Here is a 25,111-nt window from a genome sequence, read left to right as displayed (position 1 = left end):
GCTCGCGATCAGGCTATCAATCACGGTGGTGGAAGGGAATGGTCACACGTCAGGATGCCTAAACTCGAAATAGATTTCAAGCCCGTTGAGGTTCCGGCGGGAACGAATCTTGTGGAAGCAGCGAAGCTGCTGAATATCGAGATTCCGCACTATTGTTACCATGCCGGCTTGACGGTAGTGGGTTCGTGCCGGATGTGCCAGGTGGAGGTCGAGCAGAACGGTCGGAAGAGTCTCGTGATCGGCTGCAACACCGTGGCCGCCGACGGCATGAAGGTGTACACGAACACCGAGCCGGTTCACCGTACGCGCAGCAACGTGCTCGAGTTCTACTTGCAGCATCATCCGCTGGATTGTCCGATTTGCGACGATGCGGGCGAATGCGACTTGCAGAACTATTACATGCGGTACGGGCTGCACGACAGCCGCGTGGAGCTGACGGACAAGCGGCACAAGCACAAAGTGCACGACGTCGGTCCGACCGTGGTGCTCGACAGCGAGCGCTGTGTGGTCTGTTCGCGTTGCGTGCGGTTCTGCCGGGAGATCGTGGGCAGTGACGAACTCGGCATCTTCAGTCACGGGGGTGAAGCGGAACTGATGAATGTGCCGGGCAAAAAGCTCGACAACCCCTATGCCGGAAACGTGGTGGACCTCTGTCCGGTGGGCGCGTTGACCGACAAGGATTTCCGCTTCAGGCGCCGCGTCTGGTATTTGAAGCACACTCCGTCGATCTGCACGGGCTGTTCGCGCGGCTGTAATCTGCTCGTGGATTGGGAACTCGTGCGGAAGCACAACGATCCGGAGCGCCGGATTCAGAGATTGAAGCCGCGCTACAATCGGCTGGTGAATGAATGGTGGCTGTGCGATCGCGGCCGTTACAGCTACCACGGCGTGGACGCGCCGGATCGCTTGCTGCATCCGCTGACCAAGGAAGAGCGCAACGGCCATCCGCTGACGGTTGCCGAGGTTGTGGAGCGCGCCGCGACGAAACTCAAAGCAACGCTGGACAAGCACGGCCCCAAGAGCGTCGCCGTGCTCGGCTCGCCGCGGTCGTCGAATGAAGATCTGTTCCTGCTCAAGCGGTTGTTCGACGATCATCTGAAGGTGCACACGATCGACGTGCAGTTGACGAAAGAGCCGGGCGGAGTCGAAGACGAGCTCCTGATGAAGTCCGATCTGTCGCCGAATCGGCGCGGGGCGGCGGAGCTGGGGTTGCGTCCGCATCCGGCGGGGCAGAGCGAGGGCGATGACATTCTCGCGGCGGCGGTGGAGGGCGAGTATGAGTTGCTGATCGTGGTGAACCATGACTTGTCGAAGCTGCTCTCCGCGAAGGAGTTGAACAAGCTCGACCAGCACTGCGCTTACATTCTCTATCTGACCACGCACGGCAATGCGTTCTGCGAAGTCGCGGACGACGTGATTCCGCTGGCGATGTGGGCGGAGCGCGACGGCAGTTATACGAATTTTCAGGGCCGTGTACAGCGCGCGCTCAAGTGTTTCGAGCCGCTTGGTCTGGCCGTTCCGGAGTGGCAGGTCTGGCAGGAAATTGGCCAGCGGTTGGGCCTCACGGTGAACGCGCACTCGAACGCCGGCGTGTTCGACCTGATCGGCGCGAGCGTGGCGGGCTTCAAGGATTTGACGTGGGAAGGACTGGGCGCGTCGGGCAAGCTGTTGATGGGTGTGCCTGAGCCTGTGTATCGCAAGGTGAGAGCCAAAACGCCATTACCGGCATACTGATCTGCGTCTGACTATGGAGTGCGGAACCGCGAAGTCGGCATTCAGGCGGCTGGGGTTGGCGTTGGTTGTGAGCCTGATCGCGACGACTCCGATGCTCGCGGCGCCGGCGTTGCCGAAAGTCGATCACTATGACTGGCAGATCCGCGTTGACTATGATGAGGAAGCGATTGCCTCAGGATGTCGGCTGACGGTCAGGAACGTGACCGCGCAACCGCTGGACCATGTGCCGCTCATTCTCTATCGGCTGTTGACGGTGGACTCCGTGTCCACATTTGCCGGAAGGGCGCTCGCCTTCGAGCAGAGCGTGCGCGCATTCGACGATGGAGCCCGGATGCAGGCCAATTTCGTCGATGTCCGATTGCCCGCACCGCTGGCAGTCGAGGATACGATTTCTCTTGGCGTAAGCTATCGCGGGTATCTTGCCGGGTACCGGGAGACCGGCATGCTGTATGTGCAGGATCATGTGGACCCGGCGTTTACTATTCTGCGCATGGATTGCCATGCCTATCCTGCAATTGGCACAACATCGGACTCGCTGAACCGCATGGTTGGTCTGCCCGAATATAGTTACCGGATTCGCGTGAATGTTCCGGATACGCTGTTTGCGGCCAATGTGGGGGAGCTGGTGTCGTCGGTGAGTGAGGGGGGGCGACTCACGGTCGAGTACCGGTCATCGCGTCCGGCGTGGCGGATGGACGTGTGCGTGGCGAACTACACGGTTATTGAGCGCGGTCCGAATCGGATATATTGCTTTGCGCAGGATTCGGCGGGCGGTCAAGGCATCGCCGGAGCGATGGAACGGTGTCTGGATTTGTACTCGCGCTGGTTCGGTCCGCTCACGGATTTCCGCGGTTTCACGGTGCTTGAAATTCCGGAAGGCTACGGCTCACAAGCGGACGTGACCGGTATTCTCCAGACGGCGACCGCGTTTCACGACTCGGCTTCGTGGCACGAACTTTATCACGAGCTGTCCCATCAGTGGAATGTGCGTGAGGCGGACGAGCCGCGCTGCCGCTGGCAGGAGGGGTTGGCGACATTTCTGGAGACGCTTGCTGCCGACTGCTTGGATGGTACCCATCAGCTTGCGGATCGCTCTGACTGGATGCGCGAATGGCTCAGGGGACGATTTGCGGCCGACAGCTCGATCCTGGAGCTGCCGCCCGCTTCCTATGGTTCACGCGGAGTGACCGGCTACTCGTATTCGGTGGGGATGCTGTCCTCGAATATCTTGTGGCAAAGCGTCGGGCACAGCACGTTCTGTCGGATCATCGGCGCGGCTTATCGCAGTCCGGAAGCGCGCGGCCTGGATTTGAAAGCCTACGAATCCCTTGCCGCGAAAATCGGCGGGGCGCGGGTTCATGCCTATTTCCGGGACTGGTTTTTCACGCCGCGCGGTGTTCAGTATTTGAATTCACCTCAAAGCTTGGCTCAGATCGCAGCCCGATATCGGCGCTGATCCATTCTCGGCCGGCCGCAACTTCTGCCTTACCATGTTGCTCGATTTCGGAATAATAGTCGGCAAGATCGCGATCATATTTCTCGGCATTCTGAACGGCGCGGGCATCCTGACGTGGGTGGAGCGCAAGCAGAGTGCCTTGATGTCGGACCGGATTGGCGCGAACCGGGCGTCGATTCTGGGAATCAAGCTGCTGGGCTTGATCAATTCGCTGGCCGACGCGATCAAGTTGATCTTCAAGGAAGACTTTCTGCCGCCCAAGGGGCTGCGCTTCCTGCATGCGCTGGCGCCCTGCTTCGCGATGTTTCCCGTGTTCGTGACGTTCGCGGTCTTGCCGTTTGGACCGCCGATCGAATTGTTCGGCCGCGAGATCAAGTTGCAGCTCCTGAACATGGATATCGGCTTTCTCTACATCCTCGCGTTCGGTTCGATGGCGGTGTACGGGACGATGTTGGCGGGCTGGGCGTCGAACAACAAGTTTTCGCTGATCGGCGGGATGCGCGCCTCCGCGCAGATGATTTCGTACGAGATCATTCTCGGCCTGGCGATTATCGGACCGGTGCTCGTGTTTGGCACGCTGGAACCGGGCGCGCTGGTGACGGCGCAAAACCAGCTGTTGTGGGGCTGGCTGCCGAAGTGGGGGATCATCGTCCAACCGATTGCGTTCCTGCTGTTCCTGCCGGCATCGATGGCCGAGACCAAGCGCGCGCCGTTCGATTTGCCTGAGGGCGAATCGGAGATTATTGGATTCGCGACGGAATATTCGGGCATGCGCTGGGGTATGTTCTTCCTCGGCGAATTCGCGGAGATCGTCGTACTGGGCGCGGTGTTGACGACGTTGTTCCTCGGCGGTTACCACATTCCGTATCTGTTCGATGCGGCGGAAATGGCGAGTGGTCCGGGCTTCTATTTCCCGTGGGGCGCGACCATTCCGCTTGGGACCTGGTCGGTCGTCAGCTTGCGGGTCGCGGCCTTCATGACCAAGGTGGCGTTTCTGATGTGGTTGCAGATGCAGATTCGCTGGACGTTCCCGCGTTTCCGATACGATCAGCTCATGCGGGTGAGCTGGCGCGAAATGATGCCGATCGCGCTCCTGAACATCGGCGTCACCGGCCTCATTATCATGTGGCTGAATTGAGGCGGCTTGCGGATCGAACTCTGCTTTCAGCGGTATTGACTCTTTGCGTCTTAGTGTTTTCGTCCCCCCGATGATCACTGTACAGCCCGTTCGCCAAATCAAGCTTACGCTCGCGCAGAAGACCTACTATCCGGAGCTCTGGAAGGGGCTGATGGTCACGTGCGATCACTTCTTTACGAATCTGTTTCGTCACATCGGGCGTTCGGTGGGGATGAAGACCAAGCCGCCGATGGTGACGATTCAGTATCCGGAGGAGCAGCGCTGGATTTCGCCGCGCTGGCGCGGGCTGCATCGCCTGATGCTGCGGCCGGATGGCGCACCGCGCTGCGTGGCCTGCATGATGTGTGAAACGGCCTGTCCCGACAAGTGCATTTATATCACCGCCGGCGAATCGCCGGACGGTCGGATTGAGAAATATCCCGTCGCATTTGAAATCGATTTGTTGCGCTGCTGCTTCTGCGGCTTGTGTGTGGAGGCCTGTCCCGAAGATGCCATCCGGATGGACACGGGGATCGTGGAATTCGGCGCGTTTCGCCGTGACGAGCTGTATCTTGATCGCGAGTTTCTCATGAATGTGAAACCCGAACTGACGACGCATACCCAATACGTGGGCGAACTCGACGGGCGGCCGCTGCAGCGCGTCGATCTGGTGAAACTCGCTCAGCAGAGTCACTGATTACGTGGAGTCCAACGGACCGGGTGTCGCGATCAACTTGGCGGCCGCGCGGGTGACCCTGTGCGGCTGTCTGCTAATACGTCGGGCGCGCTCGGCCATGCCGCTGTGAGCGGTCATTCTGAGCCCGCCGCCTTCGGCGGGGAGGAGGATCTCCCGGTGCGGACGTCGGAGTTCCGCGGGATCCTTCACTTCGCTCAGGCTGACCGACGAATCGTTCAGGACGACAGACGATGAATCGCATCTGCGAGCTGTTCGGCATTCGCTATCCGATCGTGCAGGCCGGGATGGTCTGGACTTCGGGCTGGAAACTCTGCGTCGCCGCCTCGCAGGCGGGCGCGCTCGGGATGATCGGGGCGGGATCGATGAAGCCGGAGGTGTTGGCCCACCACATCCGGTCGGCCCAAACGACATTGGCCCGCAGTGTCCCGTTCGCGGTGAACATTCCGCTGGAGCGCGCGGATGCGGCGGAACAGATTCAGACCTGTCTCGATCACGGTGTCAAGATCGTGTTCACATCGGCGGGAAATCCGGGGTTGCACACGTCGCGCTTGAAGGCGGCGGGTGTCACGGTCGCGCATGTCGTCCCGACGGCGAAGCACGCGCGGAAGTGCGAAGAGCGCGGCGTGGACGCGGTGGTCTGCGAGGGGACCGAGGCCGGCGGTCACAACGGCGCGGATGAGCTTCCGACATTTGTGCTCGTGCCGCAAGTGCGCGACGCGATCAAGCTGCCGGTGATTGCGGCGGGCGGCATCGTGAACGGGCGCGGCCTGGCGGCGGCGTTCGCGCTGGGCGCGGACGGCGTTCAGATTGGGACACGATTCGCGGCCACGGTGGAAGCCTCCGCGCATCCGCGCTACAAGCAGGCGATTGTGGAAGCGGGGGAGACGGACACGGTCTTGAGCATGAAGAATGTCGTTCCGGTGCGCATGATCAAGAATCCGTTTGCGTTGACGTGCCTGGAATATGAGCGGCGCGGGGCGACGCAAGCGGAGGTTCGGGAACTGCTCGGTCGCAAGCGTGAAATGGCGGGGATCTTTGAGGGGGATTGGCAGGCTGGACAATTTGAGGCGGGCATGGGCGCGGCGATGATTCACGATATCCTGCCGGCGGCGGAAGTCGTCGCCCGCCTCGTACGCGAATACAATGACACGGTTGGGAGGCTTAGCTCGCTATGAAACGCGAAGTCCTCGGCGCGAAGATTCACAATGCGCGCGTCACGCAATTGAACATCGAATACGAAGGCTCGTGCGCGATCGATCATGATCTGCTCGATCAAGCCGGGATTCTGCCCTATGAGCGCGTTCACATCTACAATGTGATGAACGGCGAGCGCTTTGACACGTACGCGATTCCGGGCAAGCGCGGATCGGGCCTGATCGGTCTGAACGGCGCGGCGGCGCGGCTGGCGGTGAAGGGCGACCGCGTCATTATTGTGACTTACGTACAGCTTGACGAGGACGATCCGCCGCACAAAGCGCTGGTGGTCGTGCTCGATGAACACAATCGGCCGGTGAAGCAGTTAGCTCACCGGATCGGGAGAAAGCCATGAAGATCTCGACGGTTTCGGGCAAGGTGCGGGCTGGCTACGGTGCGATCGCCGTTTGCCTGTTCGACGATGAAGTCAAGGCGCCGCGGCTGTCCGCGCTGGATCGCGAAACTGTGCGCGAGGTGGAGCGCGTGATCGCGGCCGCGAAGTTCACGGGCAAGAAGAGCGAGACGGTCTGTCATTACGCCGAGCGCGGTGCGGCGCCGCTGCTCATTGTGCAGGGGCTCGGTTCGCGCAAGCAGTTCACGTGGCTCGGGCTGCGGCTGGCGGCGGGGGCCTGCGTGCGCGCCGCACAGCAGCAGCATGCGAAATCGATGGCGCTGATCAGCGAGGACAAATTCTCCGACGAACTCGACGCGGAACCGGTGATGCGCTCGCTGGTGGACGGACTCGTACTCGGCGCGTGGTCCTTCGATTTCTACAAGTCCAACGGCGAGCCGCGGGAGATCGCGGAAGTGGATGTGTATTTCACCTCCGCCGGGCGGGCCCAGGCGGCGGCGCGGGTACAGCATGTCGCGGAAGTGATGGCGCAGGCCACCAATCTGGCGCGGGAGTGGGGTACGCATCCGACCAACGTGGTGGGCATCAATTTTCTGACGCAATCGGCGAAGACGCTTTCGCGCAAGGGGCTGAAGGTCTCGACCGTGGAAGTGCCTGAGATGAAGCGGCTGGGGATGAACCTGTTTGTCGCCGTCGGTCAGGCCAGTGCGCAGCCGCCGCGGCTGGTCATCATGGACTGGAATCCGCGCGGCGCGAAAAAGACCTATGCGCTGATCGGCAAGGGCATGGTCTTCGATTCGGGCGGTCTGAATGTCAAGACCGCGATGATGGAGGAGATGAAGTCTGACATGTGCGGCGCCGCGACCGTGCTCGCGACGATGCATGCCGTGGCGATGCTGAAGCCGAAGCAGCGCGTGATCGGTTTGCTCGCCTGCGCGGAGAATTCCGTGTCCGGCAACGCCTACCGGCCGTCGGATATTTACACCGCGATGAACGGTAAGACCGTGGAGATCGGCAATACCGATGCCGAAGGTCGGCTCGTGCTGGCCGACTCGCTTTGTTACGCGATCAAGAATTACCGGCTGAACGGCGTGATCGACATTGCCACGCTCACGGGCGCGGCGGTCGTAGCGCTGGGCAACTATGCGGACGCGGTGTTCACGAACAACGAGCGCTTGCAGCGCGCGGTTCTTGACGCAGCGGAACGCGGCGGCGAGCGCATGTGGCCGCTGCCGAATTACGAAGAGTATCTTGATCCGATGAAGAGCACGGTCGCCGACCTGAATAACGCGGCCGGTCATCGCTGGGGCGGCGCGTGTACGGCGGCGGCGTTTCTGAAGCAGTTTGTGGGTGACACGCCGTGGGTGCACATCGACATTGCGCCGACCTCGATTGGCGCGCCCGCGACGTCGATACTGCCGAAAGCGATTGCCGGCGGCTCGGGCGTCCGGACACTGTGCGAGTTTCTGGTGAACGGGTAGGGTTGCCATGACGACGAGGTAATGAAATGACTCGCGAATCCCTCCCTGTTGACGTACTGATTGTGGGCGCCGGTCCGGCGGGGCTGGCGTGCGCGTATCATCTCAAGCGCCTGATCGACGCGAAGCAGGGCGCACACAAGCAGCTCGCCGAAATCGAGATCATGGTGCTGGAGAAGGCTCGTGAACTCGGCGCCCACAGTATGTCGGGCGCGGTGATGGATCCGCGCGGGCTGGCCGAACTCATGCCCGACTGGAAAGCGCAGGGCTTCCCCGCCGAACGTTTTTGCGCGGAAGACGGCGTGTTCTATCTCACGGAAAAGAGCAAATTCCGTACGCCCTGGACGCCGCCGCCGCTGAAGAATCACGGCTACCCGATTGTGTCGCTGAACCGCCTCGTGAAATGGCTCGGCGAAAAGGTCGAAGCGCTCGGCGTCACCATTGCGACCGAAATGCCCGGTCAGGAGTTGCTGCTTGACGGCGACAAAGTCACGGGTGTGCAGCTTGGCGACAAGGGCGTGAACAAGAGCGGCGAGGCCAAGCGTAACTTCGAGCCCGGCGCGAATATCGAAGCGCGCGTCACGGTGCTGGCGGAGGGCACGCGCGGCTCATTGACGAAAACCGCTGTGCAGAAGCTGGGTCTCGCGGGCCAGAACCCGCAGGTCTATTGCCTCGGCGTGAAGGAAGTCTGGGAGACGCCGAAACCGATCGCCGCGCCGGGCACCGTGTATCACACGCTCGGTTATCCGCTCGGCAACACGTATGGCGGCAGTTTTATCTACACGATGCGCGACAATCTCGTTTCCATCGGTCTCGTCACCGATCTGGGCGCGGGCAGTCCGTACACCGATCCGCACTACAATTTCCAGAAGTTTAAGGCGCATCCCTGGGTGGCGGGGATGATCAGGGGCGGGAAGCTGATCGCCTATGGCGCGAAGACGATTCCCGAGGGCGGCTGGTTCGCGATGCCGCGCCATTATGCCGACGGCCTGCTGATTATCGGCGACAGCGGCTCGTTTCTGAACGCACAGCGGCTGAAGGGCATTCATCTCGCGATCAAATCGGGGATGCTCGCCGCGGAATCGATTCTCAATGCACTCCTGATGGACGACTTCTCCAAGGATTCGCTGAAGAGTTTCAAAGAGAAGGTTGATTCGAGTTGGATCAAGGACGAGCTGTGGGCCGTGCGCAATTTCCACCAGGCGTTTGAAGGCGGCGTGGCGCTGGGCCTGGTGCACGCGGCGGCACAATTCGTGAGCGGTGGTCGCGGCTTCTCGGACCACATGCACAGCGTGCCGAATCACAAGCTGATGAAGCGCGTGCGCGAAGCGGGCCTGCCCGACCGGGACAAGCTGCTCGATCTCCGCGCGAAGGAGTTTGACCGTGAGCTCACGTTCGACAAGCTGACGGACGTATTCAAGAGCGGCACGACGCACGAGGAGGATCAGCCTGTCCACCTGCGGGTCGCGGACACCGAGATTTGCCGCACGAAGTGCCGCGAAGAGTACGGTAATCCGTGCCAGTTCTTCTGCCCGGCCCAGGTTTACGAAATGGTCGCGGACGCGGAGCGCGGCGGCGTAAAATTGCAGATCAACGCATCGAATTGCGTACACTGCAAGACTTGCGATATCATGGATCCGTACGAGATCATCACGTGGGTTCCGCCGGAGGGCGGCGGCGGTCCGGTGTACAACGACCTGTAGCTCGCTTGCTGGACCTGCACAATCATGTGCTGCCCGGCGTCGATGACGGCGCGGCCAACCTGCGCGTGGCGCTATCCATGCTCGAACAAGCGGCGGAGCAGGGCATCACACATGTGGCCTGCACGCCGCACCTGAACGAGCGCATGACGGCCGAAGTGGACCGACATTTTCAGTCGGTTTTTCTCCAGTTGGAACAGGCGGTCGCCGGTGCCGGAGTCCCGGTGCAGTTGATGCTCGGCTCGGAGATCATGCTGGGCGGCGATTTGCAGCGGCTGCTGACCTACAAGGTGTCGAGCTATGGCGGTAAGCGCGGCTATTTCCTGCTCGAGTTTCCGGCCTCAACTCCGCACGAAATCGCGATCAATGCGATCCGGGTGTTCCGGCGGCACCACATGCAGCCGGTGCTCGCGCATATTGAGCGATTCATCGTGGCCGTGAAGTCCGTCGAACATGCCGCAGCCTTGCGCGCGGCGGGCGCGGTGCTTTCGATCGATGCCGGAGCGTTGACGGGACAGTTCGGCCCGACGATGGTGTCGCGGGCGAAGCAGCTGGTGCGCGCCGGCTGCATCGACCTGATGATGAGCGATGCGCATGACGACCACCTGCAGACGTTCTGCCTGAAGCCGGCGTTCGACGTGGCGGTTGAGTTGATCGGCGAGGCGGAGGCGCGACGCCTGGTGGACGAGCACCCGCGGCGAGTGTGGAATAATGAGCCGTGGCCGCATGAAAGTGAATTGAAAGACGTGATATGACGATTGGCCCCTACACCGTCTCGCGGATTGAAACGGGCGATTTCAAGCTTGACGGCGGTGCGATGTTCGGCGTGGTGCCGAAGCCGCTGTGGAGCCGCCCCTGTCCGGCGGACGAGTTGAATCGGATCGCGATGACGGCGCGCTGTCTGCTGCTGGAGTCCAGCGAGCGCAAGATCCTGATTGACTGCGGTATCGGCGACAAGGACGATGCGAAGTTCCGCGACATTTACGCGATTGATTTCACGCGCAACACGCTCGAGCATTCGCTCGCGCAACGCGGAATCGGGGCCGATCAAATCACGGATGTGATCTATACGCATTTGCATTTCGATCACGCCGGCGGCTCGACCCGGCGCGAGGGCACTCGCGTAGTTCCGGTGTTCGCGCGGGCGCGGCATTTTGTGCAGCGGCGGCAGTGGGAACAGGCGCTGGCGCGGTTCGATCGCGATCGAGCGAGCTACCTGGAGGCCAACTACGTTCCGGTGATGGAGGCGGGCCTACTGGAATTGCTGGACGGCGACGTCGAGCTGTTTCCCGGCATTCACATGCTGCTCAGCGATGGCCACACGCCTGCGCTGCAAACGGTCAAGCTCAGCGATGGGGCGACGACGCTCTGGTACCCGACCGATCTGCTTCCGCTGGCGGCGCACATTCCGCTGCCGTACATCATGGGTTATGATCTGTACCCCGTAACGACCCTCGCGGACAAACAGAAGTATCTCGCGCGGGCCGCGGATGAGAATTGGATATTGGTGTTTGAGCACGATCCGGCGCATCCGGCCACGCGCGTGAAGCGCGATGAGAAGGGCCGCATCGTTCAGGCCGAAACCGTGAGTATCTGAGTTGAGTAATTCCCGTTCACGCGAATTTCTGGACCGGCTGCAGAGTGAAGTGATCGTCGCGGATGGCGCGACGGGCACGGCGCTGTATGCGCGCGGCTATTCTTACGCGTCGTGCTTCGAGGAACTGAACGAATCGGAGCCGGCCGTGGTCGAGGAATTGCATCGCGAGTACGTTCAGGCCGGAGCGCGATTGATTGAGACCAATACGTTTGGAGCGAATTGGTTCCGGCTCGGCGAGCACGGGTTCGAGAAGCGCGTCCGCGAGATTAATCGAGCGGGCGCACAGCTTGCCCGTCGCGCGACGGGCAAGAGCGCCTTCGTGGCGGGATCGGTGGGACCGCTGAACCGGATGTTGGAGCCGATCGGACCGCTCACGCTTGCCGATGCGCGGCGCGCCTTCACGGAGCAAGCACAGGGCTTGCTCGAAGGCGGCGTTGACTTGTTCATTGTCGAGACGATTTCCAACCTCGCCGAGATTCGCGAGGCGATGCTGGCGATCCGCGATCTGAGTGATCTGCCGATCATCGCCTCGATGACCTTTACGGAAGATGGCAAGACGCTTGTGGGCGACAAGCCGGGCGAGGTGCTGCGTGAATTAACCGCACTGGGCGCGAATTCCGTGGGCGCGAATTGCTCGGTCGGTCCGCAGGCGATGCTCGATGTAATCGAGCGCATGGCGGCGATTGCGACGGTGCCGCTGTCCGCTCAGCCGAATGCCGGGATGCCGCGCGTGGTGGGGGGCCGCTACATCTATCTCGCGTCGCCACAGTACTTCGCCGAGTACGCGTTGAAGTTCGTCGAGGCGGGCGTGTCGCTGGTGGGCGGTTGCTGCGGGACGACGGTCGAGCACATTCGCGCGATCTCCGCCGCCGTGCAGGATCACAAGCCGGGCAAGCCGGTGGCGATTACCGTTCGGGAAGTTGAGGACGACGGCGAAATCGAGACCGCGCGCAGCCGCCAGACTTACAGCGATTTTCGCGCGAATTTGGGCAAGAAATATCTCGTGTCGGTCGAGATCGATCCGCCGCGCAGCATCAATCCGGAGCCGTTTATTCGCAGCGCGCAGATGCTGAAAGCGAACGGCGCGGACTTGATCAATGTCGCGGATTCGCCCTTGGCGCGCTCGCGCATGAGCGCGCTGGCGATGGCGCACCTGATTCGCCGCGACGCGGGCATCGACGTGCTGCTGCATGTTTCCTGTCGCGACCGGAACGCGATCGCGTTGTCGTCGGAACTGCTCGGGGCCCACACGCTGGGCGTACACAACATTCTGGCGGTGACGGGCGATCCGACGAGTATCGGCGATTATCCCTTTGCCAAGGGCGTGTTCGAGTTGGATTCGATTGGACTTTCCAAGCTCGTCTCGCGCATGAACACGGGGCTTGATTTGACCGGGCGCAAGATGGAAGAGCCGACCGGTTTCCTGCTGGGCGTGGGCGTGAACCCGACGGCGACGGACCTGCCATTGGAGTACGACCGGTTCAAGCAGAAGCTTGATGCGGGGGCGCAGTTCGCGTTCACGCAGCCGCTGTTCGACGTTCGCACGCTTGAGGAATTCCTGAACGCGGTCGCGGGCTTCTGCCGGATTCCCATCTTCGTGGGTATCCTCCCGTTACGCTCGTCGAAGCATGCGGAGTTCATTCACAACGAAATCCCCGACATGTTTGTGCCGGAAGAGATCCGCACGGCGATGCAGAATTCCGGCGCGGACGGCGCGCGCGTCGGCGTCGAGCTTGCGCAGCAGTACCTGCTCTCCTCCCGCCACCTTGTGCAGGGCACTTACTTGATGCCCCCGTTCAATAAGTTCGAGATGGCCTCCGAGGTGATCAAGGTTCTGGATTCGCGGGAACTGACGTAATCGACATCTCAGCCGGCAGGGTTTCAAATGCAGAAGAGCCGGTCTCGCGACCGGCTCTCATTCGATCAGGTTGCCGCCCTGTCAGGCGTAGGCTGCGATCCCGGTCAGGTCCTCGCCGATAATCAGCGTGTGAATATCGTACGTGCCTTCATAAGTATTCACGCTCTCCAGGTTGTTCATATGGCGGAACGTGCTGTACTCGTTGGAAATCCCGTTCGCGCCCAAGATGTCGCGACCCACGCGGGCGATCTCCAGCGCGCGGCCCACGTTATTGCGCTTCGCCATGGAGACCTGCTGCGGTCGCAGCTTGCCGGAGTCCTTGAGTTGGCCGAGGCGATACGCGAGGAGCTGGCCCTTTGTGATTTCGGTAGCCATCCAGACGAGCTTGTTCTGCACGAGTTGAAATGACGCGATGGGCTTGTCGAACTGAATTCGCGATTGCGCGTACTTCAACACCTCATCATAGACTGCCATCGCCGCGCCATTGGCGCCCCAAGCGATGCCGTAGCGCGCCTGAGACAGGCAGGAAAGCGGACCCTTAAGTCCCTTCACTCCCGCCAGGATATTCTCTTTCGGGATTTCGACGTCCTGCAGGATCAAGTCCGAGGTGACGCTGGCCCGGAGCGAGAACTTGTTCTTGATCTCCGGCGCCGAGAAGCCAGGTCGATCCGTCTCGACAATGAAGCCGCGGACCTCTCCGTCCAGTTTGCCCCAGACGATGGCGACGTCGGAAATCGTGCCGTTCGTAATCCAGGCCTTACTGCCGTTCAATACGTAGTGCGAACCCTTTTCGACCGCGCGGGTCAGCATGCCGCCGGGGTTGCTGCCGAAGTCCGGCTCGGTCAGGCCGAAGCAGCCGATCTTCTCGCCGGTAGCGAGTTTGGGCAGCCAGTGGTCTTTCTGGGCCTCGCTCCCGAAGGCGAAGATCGGATACATGACGAGGCTGGTCTGCACCGAAATGAATGAGCGGAACCCGGAATCGCCCCGCTCCGTTTCCTGATTGATCAGGCCATAGGCGATCGGACCGAGGTTAGCGCAACCGTACTTCTCGGGATAGGGCGCACCGATCAGTCCCAGCTCACCCGCCTTCGCCACGAGTTCGCGCGGGAACCGCCCATCGCGGTTACAGTGCTCGATAATCGGCATCAGGTTATCATTCACGAACTCGCGGACGGTCTGTTGGATCAGCCGCTCTTCTTCGGTGTAAAGATCATTCAGCAGATAGTAGTCCAGCGCGTCGTAGGCCACGTCATCCTCCTCGGTTTTGAGTCCTCGAAGATAGCCATTCTGGCCCAGAGTTGCAAACCACAATATCTCCAGCCTGGACACCATTTCCCTACATAAGTTGGGTCAGGGGCGGCATTTCCCTGCGTTCGGACGGTGGCATGAGCTGGGACCGGGAATCACCCGAAATCATTGTCAATCGCCGTCGAAGCTATCTTGATCGTTTTGGCTTAAACATTCGTTCAGCCGTCGGCGGAGATCAGGTTCACGGGAGCGAGGTCGCGGTGGTCGGGCGCGCGGATGGCGGTCGAGGCATGCTGACGCGGGAGGACCGCATTGCTGCGACAGACGCGCTCGTGACCGCGGATATCGGACTGGTCCTCACCACTCTTCACGCCGACTGCACTCCCGTGTACCTCGTGGACCTGGACCGACGTACCATTGCACTCGCGCATTGCGGTTGGCGGAGCACGATTGGTGGACTGGCCGGGAAGACCCTGAGCTTGCTGAAGACCGAATTCGGGTGCGACCCCCGCCGCGTCCGCGTGGCCTTTGGCCCGGCGATTTCCGCAGCGGTTTACGAAGTCGGCGGGGAGGTCGCCGCACAATTCGCTTCCCGTTTTGGCGCGGTGACGGTGGCGCACCGGTCGAGCCGGGCCTATCTGGACATTGCGGCAGCTCTGACGATCGATCTGCTGGAAAACGGATTACCGTCCGACGCGATTCCCGAGCGGCCGCCATGTACGTACGCCGACCGTCGATTCGCGTCCTTCCGCCGCGAGGGGGCTCCGACGAGATCCATGTTAGCGTGGCTGGTCCGAGAGGCGTAAGCGCGGTGGGCCGGGCATCTTTGCGCATAATTTCACATGGAACGCGCCGGATTGGCGGGGGGTTGCGCCGAGCGTCGGCGTAGCGGACTGGCTCTGACAACGCCGATTTCACTTGATTAATTGGTAGTTTTCACGTATTTTTGCAAAGATACCTACGGACGGCGAACGCCGCACTCCAAACTCGTTTGGACCACCTACAAAGCCTGAACATGAAAGCAAAATCCACCTCAGCCGCCAAGCACTCCGCGGCTGCGCCAACCAAGACCAAGCAGTCCATTCACCCTCAACACGACGTCCACGAGCGGGCATCCGCGTTTGACAACGCGATGAAGCAGTTCGACGAGGCCGCGCAGTTGATGAAGCTCTCACCGAATCGAATCGCCATGATCAAGGTCCCGCGCAAGATCATGGAAGTGAACCTGCCGGTGCGGATGGATGACGGCTCGGTTCAGACCTTTGTCGGCTATCGCGTGCAGCACAACATCGCGCGGGGTCCGGCCAAGGGCGGCGTTCGCTTCCATCAGGACGTGAATCTTGACGAAGTGAAGGCGTTGGCCTTCTGGATGACCTATAAGTGCGCGGTGGCCGACATCCCGATGGGCGGCGGCAAAGGCGGCGTGATTGTGGATCCGTCCAAATTGTCGGCGAACGAGTTGGAGCGATTGTCGCGCCGGTTCTTCGCGGAGATGCACGACATGTTCGGGCCGCAGCGTGACGTCCCGGCTCCGGATGTGAATACGACGCCGCAGATCATGGCGTGGTTCATGGATACGTATTCGATGCACGAACGCGAGTATTTGCCGGGCGTCGTTACCGGAAAGCCGCTGGAGATTGGCGGCAGTGAAGGGCGCGTGAAAGCGACCGCCCGCGGCCTGCTGTTCAGCATGCGCAAAGCCGTGGCGGTGCACAAGGAGAAGCTGGCCGGCTTGACGGTGGCGGTGCAGGGCTTCGGCAATGTCGGCATGTACTCGGCCGAGTTGTTGCATGAAGACGGCTGTACGGTGGTCGCGATTTCTGATGTGAACGGAGCGTTCCACAATCCGGCGGGGATCGACGTCTATGAAGCCATGGCCTACACGCGGAAGCACCACGGATTAGGCGGCTTTGAAAAGACCGGACTGGCCAAGAAGCTGAAAAATGCCATGGACTTACTCGAACTTGAGGTGGACGTCCTGGCGCCCTGCGCGCTCGAGCTGCAGGTCACGAAGAAGAACGCCGATCGGATCAAGGCGCGCTATGTCGCCGAAGGCGCGAACGGTCCGCTGGATCATGACGCCGACAAGATTCTCGAGAAGCAGAAGACGTTCGTGGTTCCGGATATTCTGTGCAATTGTGGCGGTGTCATCGTCAGCTATCTGGAGTGGGTGCAGAACAACTACGGTTACTACTGGCCGGAAGAGCGCGTGAACACGGACCTGGAACGTCTTCTTAATCGCGCGTTTGATGCGGTGTACGAGACGTCGAAGAAGTACAAGTGCACGATGCGCGTGGCGGCGTTCATTACGGGCATCGAACGGGTCTCGAAGGCCTCGGAACTTCGCGGACTATACGCCTGACCGCTATCCATTGCTATGAAGGCGCCGCGTGGGGGACAACGCCTTGCGCGGCGCTTTGCGTTCTTGTTCGATCACATTCCGTCGGCAACCCGGGCGGCGGCCGACGGGAGTTGTCGCCTCGTGTCTATCCCGCTTCATACGGACCAGACGTGATTGAATTCATGTCCCTGGTCGCGGGAGCGGCGGTTTCTCGCTCTGTGCATTCTCGGGATCGATCCACAACGGGGCGTGTTTGAATTCGCTTATCCACAGCCTGCTCGCGCCGGAATACGACGCGTTGTTGATCGGCAACGGTGACGCGCCACGAGCCGGCTTGTTGCGGGAGCTACGCGACCGCAGCAAGCACGTGATTGCGGTGGACGGTGGGGCGAATGTGTTGCGAAAGCTGGCGCTTGCGCCGGACTTGGTGGTCGGTGATCTGGACTCGGTGAATCCCGCGACGCTGCGCTGGGCGCGTGGTCGAGGGGCGGTCATCCGGAATCTCGCGGACCAGAGCGAGTCTGATCTTCCGAAAGCGTTGGGAGAATGCCGCAAGCTCGGTCTGACTCAGGTGCTCGCCTGCGGTCTGTTTTCGGAGCGAGTCGATCATGCGTTGGTTTCCCTGCAGACGCTTGCGCGCGTTCGGGGTGTGACCGTTGCGCTCCTGACGCGCCGCACCGTGGTGATGATGTTGCGAGGCGCTCGCCTCCGGGAGTTCCAATTGCCGGCGGGCACCGTCTTTTCCTGGCTGCCACTCGAGCAGTGCGCCGGCTGCTCGCTCGAAGGCGCGCGCTGGCCGTTCCGCAACCGTACCTTGTCCGCTTCCGGATTCTACAGTTTGTCTAATCTGGTGACCGCTCCGTGGCTGCGCCTCCGGCAGCGCAAGGGCGTGTCCCTGCTCTGTGTGAACTATGAGGTCAACTCGCCAATTGAACATGATGATAAATAGACTGCCGGTCCTGTGCCTTGCGTTGTCACTGGCCGCCTGGTGTGTGGCCGGTCTGCGCGCGCAGTCACTCCCGGCGGAGTTGGATTCGGCCCTGAATTTCGCGGGGCTGACCGTCGCGGATTTCGCGTCGGATCGGATGTGGGCGGAAGATGACACGTTCTTGTTGCCCAAGATTCGCGAGTCGCTTGAGAGTCCAATCAGCGCCTACAAAGTTGCGCATGAGCTTGCGGCGGCGTCACCGGTCGATGTTAGCGCCGCGGGACTTGTGAATAAGCTGATGGGTTTCATCGATGCGGAACTGCCCGAGGTCGTAACGCGCGATATCGACGCGCAGCTCGCGGCCGCCAAGTCACACCTCATAGATCCGTTTGAGCCGATGCTAAGTGCGTTTGCGCTGGCCGAGGGCTACCGCGCGCAGGCGTTCGGCGGCTTGAGCGTCGCCGAGCAACAGGCGCTGCTGCTGGCCATACCCCTGTGGTTTGAAGACGAGGATCTCGCCAGCGACGACACGCTCAAAGGTTCAATTCATCGCGCGCTTGGCGTGGCCGTGGATACGTCGCAGCAGGTGACGTCGGACAGTGTGTTGACGCTGCTGTCCCTCGTCAACCGCCAGGCGCTTGCGGCTGCTGCGTATGCCCTCGCCCGGGGCACGGCGCTGACGGCCGCTGCCTGGGAAAAGCAGGCTTCGCCGTTCATGACCGCTGCGGCTCCTGGTGTTGAAGGGCTGGTCCTTGCCACTCGCGCGACTCCCTACGGCACATTTGTGATGGGCGGCGGCGGCCCGAATGTGTATAGCGGGGACTTCGCCTTCATCATCGATCTCGGCGGCGACGATCGTTACGTGCGTCGCGTCGCGTCCGCTGTCGGTCAGATCGGGCACGGTGTGTCGGCGGTGATTGATGTCAAAGGCAACGACGCTTACGTATCCGGCTCGATGTGCGATCAAGCCTGCGCGATCCTCGGAGTCGCGGCGCTCGCCGATCTCAGCGGCGATGATATCTACCGCGCCGGGGCTTTCAGTCAGAGCGCGGCGTTCTGCGGTGCTTCCTTCCTGTTTGATTCCAACGGTGACGACACGTATCGCGCCGGCATTTTCTCGCAAAGCGCGAGCGTCTGCGGAGTCTCGGTGCTTAGCGACGGGAACGGCCGCGATCTTTACGACGCCTATCATTCTTGCCAGGCCTTTGCCTCGACCTTCGCGGTAGCCGCGCTCGTGGAGGGTGGCGGCAACGATTGTTACCGCGCCGGCGGCTTCGAGACTCACGCGCCGTTGCGCCCGGAAGACTATCGTTCGTTCGCGCAGGGTTTCGCCATCGGTTCGCGGCCGCGCGGCGGCGGCGGATTTGCCTTGCTCCGCGATCTAAGCGGCAACGATTTCTACAACGCGGAGATATACGCGCAGGGTGTAGGCTATTGGTACAGCCTCGGCGCGCTGCTCGATGAGGGCGGCAACGACGCCTACGATGCGACGCAGTATTCGCAGGGCTCCGGAATTCACCTTGCCGCGGGCGTGTTGGAGGATCTTTCCGGCGATGACCGCTACGGCTCGCGGTTTGGACCCGGACAGGGTGGAGCGCATGATCTGGCGGTCGGCATGCTTTACGATCATACCGGCGACGATCAATACATCAGTTCCGGCGGTCACGGCATGGCCATCACCAACAGCGGAGCGCTCTTCATTGACGGCCGCGGCAACGACTTGTACGCGGTTTCCGAGCCGGATTTCGGCCAGGGCGCGGTTCGACCCGCGCGCAGCTTCGGAAATCTCGGGGTGTTTGTTGACGGTGAAGGCAAAGACACGTATGTCAACGGCGGTGCGGATTCGTCACTCTGGTTTCAGGGCATTTACGCCGTGGGTTACGATGTCCCGCGCGATTCGACGACGCCGCGTGAAGCTCAGCCGGATGTGAAGTTCGTGGCGGAAGATACGACGCGTTCGCTCGCGGACCTGTTCCGTGAAGCGGCGCTCTGGGAGGTGACGGACAATCGGGAGAAGGTCCGCCGCGCGCGGCTCGCGCTCAATGAAAAGGCCGGCGCAATTCCGTGGGTCGGTGAGCACAAGCTGGGCACGAATGACGCGCTGGAACGCCGCGCGATTACGGAGCTGTTCAAGACCAAGCCCGATGCGGCCTCGCCGTTTCTCGAACAGGCGCTCAATTCTGCCGATCGTTGGAAACAGCGGAACGCGCTTGTTATCTACGGCGAGCTGAAATACAAACCGGCCGTCCCGCTGGTGATTTCCAAACTCGCGGATGGCGGCTATGCGCGGGTCCGCCCGGCGATCTTGACCACGCTTGGCGATCTTGGCGACACGAGTGCGACCTTGAAGCTCATCCCATTTGCATCGAGCACGGTGGAGCGCGAACGCATCGCCGCGGTGGCAAGTTTGGGCAAGCTGCAGGACCCGCGCGGCTTCGACGCGATTCTTGAGCGAGTTGTCGATCCCGCCTATACGGTGCGCAGCGCCGCGATCATGGCGATCGCCGCGCAGGACACGCGCGTGCTGTTGCGACTCGAGCAGGAGTTCTCGCTGCGCGAGACCGACCGACTTGAGACTCTGCTGCTGGCGTGCGGACTGTTGGCCGAGCGCTGGAAGACCGACGACAAGTTGAAGCAGGACCTCAAGCTGATCGCGCCGACGGTTAAGCGCTATCTCGATCATCCGGAGCCTCGCGTGCAAGGCGCCGCATTGGTTGCCACGGCGCAAGTCACCGAGGCGACTCCGTTCCGTAAACTCTCCGCGCGATTTGCCGGCGCGCCGGACCCCGTGCTTCGCGCGCGTCTCGCGCAGGCACTCCACACCTACCCTTAGTCACAAGCGATGCCGAAGCAGCATTTTCCGACGGCGCAGGAACTCCTGCGCAACCTGAGCGAAGCGTTCGGACCCTCGGGTCACGAGGACGACGTTCGCGCGTACATCATTGAGCAGATCAAGCCGCTCGTCGATGAATTTCATGTTGATGCGATCGGCAACTTGATTGCCGTGAAGCAGGGATCGAGTCCGCGCAAGCTGATGCTGGATGCGCACACGGACGAAATCGGCGTGATGGTTCGCTACATTGACGAGCACGGCTTTCTGCGGTTTGCGAAGATCGGCGGCTGGGATGATCGCATCTTTCCCGCGCACCGCGTGAAGTTGAAAGGTCGCGACGGCGGATTTTATCACGGCGTGATCGGCATGGCCCCGCCGCATGTCCTGTCGGATGACAGTAAGCAGAAGACGATCAAGGCCGAGGACTACTTCATCGATATCGGCGCGACCTCCGCGGCGGAAGCCGCGGCGCTGGGTGCGCGCGTCGGCGATCCCGGCGTTATTGAGTATCCCTATTTCGAATTCGCGCCGAACCACGTGATGGGCAAGGCCTTCGATGATCGTGCGGGATGCGCCCTGTTGATTCTTCTGTTGCAGGCGCTGGCGGAGGGCCGAGTGCAGACCACGCTGACGCTGTACGCGAGTTTCGCCACATCCGAGGAGGTGGGGCTGCGCGGTGCGCGGGTCGCGGCGTACACGATTGATCCGGAGCTCGCCATCGCGCTCGAGGGCACGATTGGTTCGGATTTCCCCGGTGTTCCCGCGGAAAAGCGGCCCTGTGCGGCGCGCAACGGCCCGGTGATCTCCGTGATTGATAACAGCATCATTGTGCCGCGCAAAATGTCCGATTTCCAGATGGCATGTGCCGAGCGAGCCAAGGTTCCGTATCAGGTCAAGATGCCGATCTACGGCGGCACAAACGCGGGGTCGATTCACCTGTCACGCGCGGGCGTGCTGACGGGTGTACTGGCAGTTCCCTGCCGTTACATTCACTCGCCGAACACCACACTCTATTGGCCGGACTTCGAGCACTCCCTCGCGCTGCTTGAGGAGATGGTGCGCAGCGCGCACACGCTTCTGGAATGATCTGGCTCGGTGCACTCCTGCTCGCGCTGTTGATCGTTTCGCTGCTGCCTTGGGGAATCCAGTTTTCGCAGGTGGCGGGGTTGCGGTCGGCGCGTCTGATTGTGGCGGGCGTGCGCGTTCCGCTGCCGCGCACGCTCAGGCGATCGGGCGCGGCGTCGCCGGCGCTGCGGGACGAGCCGGCGGACTCGCCCGAGTCGGGTCCGCAGGTGATGTGGGATGAATTCGCGGATTGGATCTCCCTCGCCCGTGACGTCGAGTGGCGCAACCTCTATCGGGCAGTGCAGCGCCAGTTTCGCTGTGTGCGCATTCGCATCCGACGGCTCGACGTGACGGTTGCCACGCCCGACCCGGCGTTGACGGGAATGGCGTATGGTCTGGCGTTGGCGGGGGTAAGCGCGCTGCCGTTTTCGCTTGCCACAAGTCTCACCGCGGACTTTACGGCGGATCGACCGCGCGCTGATTTCAGGGTGGACGTGACCGTGATTCCGCTGCGGCTGACGATTTCGAGCGTGCGTTTGCTGTCCATGATCCCGGTGCGGCGGATGTACGCGCTCTGGACTCGCAAGGGCGGAAAATTGAAGGAGGAATCCCGATGAGCGATTCGACGGCAACTGAGATCCTGGACACGTTGATGAAGAATCTCAAAGAGATTCTTTCAACCAAGACGATTGTGGGTGAACCGGTGCAGGCGGGCTCGATGACGATTCTGCCGGTGATGAAAGTTTCGCTGGGCTTTGGCGCCGGCACGGGTCCGCTGAGCAAGCCTGATGGCAAGTCCAGCGGCGGCGGTGGCGGCGGGCTCTCAATATCGCCGGTCGGCTTTCTGATCATTGAGGACGGCCGGGCCATGATGCTGACGCCCCAGAGTTCGCGGTGGGACTGGGTGATCGACGGGATCCCCGAGATGGTGGAGAAGCTGACGAAGATTCGCCGCGGCGCGAAAGCGGGCAAGCAAGAAGCCGGCGGCGAACCGTCGGCTTCAAGCACTTGACCGGGCGAATCTCCGCTATTTGAGCAGCACGATCTTAAGCGGCGTCGTGTGATAGTCGCGCAGGGTGACGAAATAGGTTCCGCTGGCAATCTCAGCCGTGTCGAAAGTCACGGTCGATGCGCCGGCTCTCACTTGTACGGGAACAGTCTTTGCTCGTTGACCCATAATGGAATAGACATCGAGGTCCGCGACAAATGATATCGGACTCTCGATAGTCAATGTCACACGTGAATTGAATGGATTGGGAAAGGCCTGCGTCAACCGTGGCGCGTCGGGGACGACGACCGGCCGTCTCGACACCGCCGCCGCGCCGCTCACGGTCAAGTCGTAGATGCTGTCCGCGCTCAACGTGACGTACAGCGTCAGCGCGGCCTGATCGTAATGATAATCCGGGGTTCCGCCCGGCGTCTGTACGTTGCCGACTTCGCCAAGCGGGTAGAGCATGACGACGGTCGAGCTGATCAGCGGATCACGTTGCGTCCACACCCCGTGCAGGTGCTCGGCGACGCCGAGCTGGAAAGGCTCGATGTCCACGCCGATCGTGTCGAGATTGCGGAGCAGTTCAAGGTTCAGGATGCGATCACTGATGCTCCGCTCCGCGCCCCAGCGACCGAACACGTACGGTCTGCTCACCGACGCGCGCATCCAGTAGTACTCGTCGTCTTCATCGGCGGTGAGGGAGAGCGTGTCCGGTTGCGGGTTGGCGGCAAACTGCGACAGCCAGTCGGCGATGTCGCCGACGTTCATGATTCCGAAACCGTGTCCCGGAGCGCTGGCCTCGAAGGTTCGCGTGGGAGCGGGAAACCCGGCGCGCAAGGTCGCGTAGAGCTGAGCCGCTTCCCCGTAGCGATCACGCTCCAGGTCATCGCCGCCCCACGTGTTGTACACGGGCAGATACGCGCAGTTGAAGTGCATGGACTTCGTGGTGTCAGTCAGATAGACTGCCGAGTAGCGGTGGTACTCGAAGCCGATGCTGTCGCAGCGCGGTGCGGCGCACGGCAGGTTTTCGAAGCGAAACTGCCCCGGCGTCTCTGTGCTGTCAAAGCTCTGACATTCGTCGGGATGGCACGGCAGTCCACCAAAGGCCGCGCGCATCGAGCGATTCGTGTCGGTCGGCTCGGTTTCGAGATACTCGATCTGGCGGCGTTCGGTGTCGATGATCTGCGAGCCACCCGCGGTCGCGGCGATCAGGAAGTCGTGCGAACCGCAGTTGTTGCTATGCCAGATTTGTCCGGCCGCCGATCCCATGGACCCGCCGATCATGTAGATCGAATCCAGGGCGAACGGATGGTAGGCCGTGAGATAGCTGAGCATGGTGTTGACGAAATGCTGCGCGCGTCGGGTATTCCAATGGCGGTCATGCGGTCCGTACGATGTCGCGGCGATCCAGCCACGCGCATTGGCGACGGAGTCGAAGGCCGTGTAGTCCCGCATTTCCCACGGACGCGCCCCGAGCTGATGCCACCAGATCAAAATCGCGGGCGGGCGCGCGGGATCGTAACCGGCGGGCAATTGAATCCAGACGGAGTCCATTCCGCCATCCGGAGGCACGGCCCACGCGGTGTCGATGACGGTTTGTGCCGATGCGGATTCGATAGCTGCACAGCCGATCAACACCGGCAGCACGAACGCGAGCCGGAACCAAGTCAGCGGTTTCATACGGTCCTCCAGGGCCATGAGTTTCTGTAATGTCGGGAATTAGGAGCCATTCACGCTATGCAGGTTTACGAAGAATTGCAGGGCAAGGTTGCATTGGTGACCGGGGGTGCGCGGGGGATTGGCCGCGGTGTGGCGCTAAAGCTCGCCCAAGCCGGTTGTGACGTCGCAATCAACTACCTCGAGCGCGAAGACACAGCGCAGGAAGTCGTGAATTGGATCAACGGCATGGGCCGCAAGGCCGTCGCCTTGCGCGCCGATGTCTCGGACGAGGTTCAGGTCGCGGCGATGTTCCGTGACGTGCAGAGTGAGTTCGGTCGCCTCAACATCGTGGTGAACAACGCCGGACCATTTCTGGTCAAACGCATTCTGCAAACCACCTTGGCGGAATGGCGCGCAATGCTGGACGGAAACCTCACGAGCGCGTTTCTGGTCAGCAAAGCGGCCGTGGAGCTGATGAGCCGCAGCGAATCCGGGGGCTCGCTGGTTTTCATCGGCGCGCCGAACGCCGAGCGCGTCGGCTCTCAAAGCGAGTCTCCGGCGTACTCGATTGCCAAGACCGGGGTCGTAATCCTCGCCCTGACTCTGGCTCGCGACTTGGCCGCCAAGGGAATCCGGGTCAATGTTATCAACCCGGGGTTTGTCGAAAACGACTCCATGACTCCGCGGATGCGCGAGTGGATGCCGCATGAGGTTCCGCTCGGACGAGTCGGAACCCCGGCGAACATCGCCGACGGTGTCCTCTACCTCGTGTCAGACCAGGCCTCCTATGTCACCGGCTCGGTCTTGAACGTGCACGGCGGCCTCTGGATATAGTACAATATACGGCGCGAAGTGCTCGTTCT

General features: G+C 61.6%; 21 protein-coding genes. 19 read left to right on the top strand and 2 right to left on the bottom strand.

Annotation, left to right across the window (positions count from 1 at the left end; genetic code table 11):
* Nucleotides 1-54: 54 nt before the first annotated feature.
* The 11 genes from HZB60_07125 (at nucleotide 55) to HZB60_07075 (ending at nucleotide 13,183) form a co-directional block, all read left to right on the top strand.
* The gene (locus HZB60_07125) at nucleotides 55-1,734 is read left to right on the top strand and encodes a (2Fe-2S)-binding protein (protein MBI5059533.1); all 1,680 of its coding nucleotides are present in this window, start codon (nucleotides 55-57) and stop codon (nucleotides 1,732-1,734) included.
* A 13-nt stretch (nucleotides 1,735-1,747) separates the two neighbouring features.
* A complete protein-coding gene (locus HZB60_07120; GenBank protein ID MBI5059532.1) occupies nucleotides 1,748-3,190 on the top strand; it encodes a hypothetical protein in 1,443 nt (480 codons plus the stop codon).
* 34 nt (nucleotides 3,191-3,224) lie between these two features.
* The gene (locus HZB60_07115) at nucleotides 3,225-4,328 is read left to right on the top strand and encodes an NADH-quinone oxidoreductase subunit H (protein MBI5059531.1); all 1,104 of its coding nucleotides are present in this window, start codon (nucleotides 3,225-3,227) and stop codon (nucleotides 4,326-4,328) included.
* 70 nt (nucleotides 4,329-4,398) lie between these two features.
* Nucleotides 4,399-5,004 (top strand): NADH-quinone oxidoreductase subunit I, encoded by a 606-nt coding sequence (locus HZB60_07110; protein MBI5059530.1) that lies wholly within the window; start codon nucleotides 4,399-4,401, stop codon nucleotides 5,002-5,004.
* A gap of 230 nt (nucleotides 5,005-5,234) precedes the next feature.
* Complete coding sequence (locus tag HZB60_07105; protein ID MBI5059529.1) at nucleotides 5,235-6,179, top strand: nitronate monooxygenase; 945 nt, start codon at nucleotides 5,235-5,237, stop codon at nucleotides 6,177-6,179.
* Nucleotides 6,176-6,553: an aspartate 1-decarboxylase gene (locus HZB60_07100; protein ID MBI5059528.1), complete on the top strand. Its 378-nt coding sequence runs from the start codon at nucleotides 6,176-6,178 to the stop codon at nucleotides 6,551-6,553. The genes HZB60_07105 and HZB60_07100 overlap by 4 nt, the downstream gene beginning before the upstream one ends.
* A complete protein-coding gene (locus tag HZB60_07095; GenBank protein MBI5059527.1) occupies nucleotides 6,550-8,031 on the top strand; it encodes a leucyl aminopeptidase in 1,482 nt (493 codons plus the stop codon). The genes HZB60_07100 and HZB60_07095 overlap by 4 nt, the downstream gene beginning before the upstream one ends.
* A 26-nt stretch (nucleotides 8,032-8,057) precedes the next feature.
* Entirely contained in the window at nucleotides 8,058-9,731 is a 1,674-nt protein-coding gene (locus HZB60_07090; protein MBI5059526.1) for an electron transfer flavoprotein-ubiquinone oxidoreductase, read from the top strand.
* Nucleotides 9,732-9,736: 5 nt separating this feature from the next.
* Nucleotides 9,737-10,483, top strand: coding sequence for a hypothetical protein (locus tag HZB60_07085; protein MBI5059525.1), 747 nt, complete (start codon nucleotides 9,737-9,739; stop codon nucleotides 10,481-10,483).
* Entirely contained in the window at nucleotides 10,480-11,325 is an 846-nt protein-coding gene (locus tag HZB60_07080; GenBank protein ID MBI5059524.1) for an MBL fold metallo-hydrolase, read from the top strand. The genes HZB60_07085 and HZB60_07080 overlap by 4 nt, the downstream gene beginning before the upstream one ends.
* 1 nt (nucleotide 11,326) lies before the next feature.
* Nucleotides 11,327-13,183: a bifunctional homocysteine S-methyltransferase/methylenetetrahydrofolate reductase gene (locus HZB60_07075; GenBank protein ID MBI5059523.1), complete on the top strand. Its 1,857-nt coding sequence runs from the start codon at nucleotides 11,327-11,329 to the stop codon at nucleotides 13,181-13,183.
* 81 nt (nucleotides 13,184-13,264) lie between these two features.
* Here HZB60_07075 and HZB60_07070 read toward each other — a convergent pair whose 3' ends face one another.
* A complete protein-coding gene (locus HZB60_07070) occupies nucleotides 13,265-14,515 on the bottom strand; it encodes an acyl-CoA dehydrogenase family protein (protein MBI5059522.1) in 1,251 nt (416 codons plus the stop codon).
* Between the two features lie 53 nt (nucleotides 14,516-14,568).
* Here HZB60_07070 and HZB60_07065 point away from each other — a divergent pair, with 53 nt between their 5' ends.
* The 7 genes from HZB60_07065 to HZB60_07035 all read left to right on the top strand — a co-directional run bounded on the left by HZB60_07065 (nucleotide 14,569) and on the right by HZB60_07035 (nucleotide 22,610).
* Nucleotides 14,569-15,237 carry a polyphenol oxidase family protein gene (locus HZB60_07065; protein ID MBI5059521.1) on the top strand — a complete coding sequence of 223 codons (669 nt, stop codon included), beginning with the start codon at nucleotides 14,569-14,571 and terminating at the stop codon, nucleotides 15,235-15,237.
* Between the two features lie 209 nt (nucleotides 15,238-15,446).
* Complete coding sequence (locus tag HZB60_07060) at nucleotides 15,447-16,793, top strand: Glu/Leu/Phe/Val dehydrogenase (GenBank protein ID MBI5059520.1); 1,347 nt, start codon at nucleotides 15,447-15,449, stop codon at nucleotides 16,791-16,793.
* A 232-nt stretch (nucleotides 16,794-17,025) separates the two neighbouring features.
* Nucleotides 17,026-17,721, top strand: coding sequence for a thiamine diphosphokinase (locus HZB60_07055; protein ID MBI5059519.1), 696 nt, complete (start codon nucleotides 17,026-17,028; stop codon nucleotides 17,719-17,721).
* Entirely contained in the window at nucleotides 17,708-20,533 is a 2,826-nt protein-coding gene (locus tag HZB60_07050; protein ID MBI5059518.1) for a HEAT repeat domain-containing protein, read from the top strand. Before HZB60_07055 ends, HZB60_07050 begins: the two co-directional genes overlap by 14 nt.
* A gap of 9 nt (nucleotides 20,534-20,542) precedes the next feature.
* A complete protein-coding gene (locus tag HZB60_07045; GenBank protein MBI5059517.1) occupies nucleotides 20,543-21,619 on the top strand; it encodes a M42 family peptidase in 1,077 nt (358 codons plus the stop codon).
* The gene (locus HZB60_07040; GenBank protein ID MBI5059516.1) at nucleotides 21,616-22,215 is read left to right on the top strand and encodes a hypothetical protein; all 600 of its coding nucleotides are present in this window, start codon (nucleotides 21,616-21,618) and stop codon (nucleotides 22,213-22,215) included. The genes HZB60_07045 and HZB60_07040 overlap by 4 nt, the downstream gene beginning before the upstream one ends.
* Nucleotides 22,212-22,610: a sporulation protein gene (locus HZB60_07035; GenBank protein MBI5059515.1), complete on the top strand. Its 399-nt coding sequence runs from the start codon at nucleotides 22,212-22,214 to the stop codon at nucleotides 22,608-22,610. The genes HZB60_07040 and HZB60_07035 overlap by 4 nt, the downstream gene beginning before the upstream one ends.
* Before the next feature lie 15 nt (nucleotides 22,611-22,625).
* Here HZB60_07035 and HZB60_07030 read toward each other — a convergent pair whose 3' ends face one another.
* Nucleotides 22,626-24,269, bottom strand: a complete 1,644-nt coding sequence (locus HZB60_07030; protein ID MBI5059514.1) for a T9SS type A sorting domain-containing protein — start codon at nucleotides 24,267-24,269, stop codon at nucleotides 22,626-22,628.
* A gap of 57 nt (nucleotides 24,270-24,326) precedes the next feature.
* On the opposite strand from HZB60_07030, the gene HZB60_07025 reads away from it, so the two are divergent.
* Nucleotides 24,327-25,082, top strand: a complete 756-nt coding sequence (locus HZB60_07025) for an SDR family oxidoreductase (GenBank protein MBI5059513.1) — start codon at nucleotides 24,327-24,329, stop codon at nucleotides 25,080-25,082.
* Nucleotides 25,083-25,111: the final 29 nt, after the last annotated feature.

Source organism: candidate division KSB1 bacterium, assembly GCA_016214895.1.
Taxonomy (GTDB): domain Bacteria; phylum Electryoneota; class RPQS01; order RPQS01; family RPQS01; genus JACRMR01.
The sequence above is the reverse complement of the archived record's forward strand: the minus strand, read 5'-3'. Positions and strand labels throughout refer to the sequence as shown.